Raw genomic sequence first — 619 nt, forward strand, 5'->3', positions numbered from 1 at the left:
CCGCCTTGCCCTTAATAACCCTATGGAATACGCCACTAAAAATCCCCTACCGGTTAAGCAAAGGTGATGATAGTGTTGTTTTCATTCAGTTCATCTATGCTGAAAATTCATCTTTTGAGGGACGACTATGATGTCTAAAGGCATTTCCAAAGGATTCTTTATTCTGATCCTGTTCATCGTTACCGCCGCCTTTCTCGACGTGCTGGGGCCTTATTACTCCTCGGTGCTGTGGGCGGTTATTCTGGCGGTGATTTTCCATCCGGTGAAAAAGAAGTTGAAGCAGTACGTCGGCGAACGCAACGGCGTGGTGTCGCTGCTGACGGTGGCGCTGATCTGCCTGATCGTGTTCACGCCGTTGGCGATCATCGCCTCGTCGCTGGCGATGGAATTCAACGTGATCTACACCAAGCTGCAGACCAACAACAGCCAATTGCCGACCATGCTGGCGGACTTCATGCGCCACCTGCCCGGCTGGGCGCAGCGCTTCCTGGCGGAGCATAACCTCAACAGCGCCGCCGAGATCCAAAAGCAGCTTTCCGAGGTGGCGCTCAAGGGCGGGCAATACTTGGCGGGCAGCGTGTTCCTGATCGGCAAGGGCACCTTCAACTTCGTCGTCGGC

The 619-nt window shown here is 54.4% G+C and carries 1 protein-coding gene; it reads left to right on the top strand.

Features of this window, described 5'->3' with window-relative positions:
* Window positions 1–127: 127 nt before the first annotated feature.
* On the top strand, window positions 128–619 hold a 492-nt coding region (locus ADK28_RS02165), incomplete at its 3' end, for an AI-2E family transporter (RefSeq protein WP_048794764.1).

Origin of the sequence: Serratia sp. 506_PEND, from assembly GCF_001076875.1 — a bacterium.
Classification (GTDB): Bacteria; Pseudomonadota; Gammaproteobacteria; order Enterobacterales; family Enterobacteriaceae; genus Serratia; species Serratia marcescens.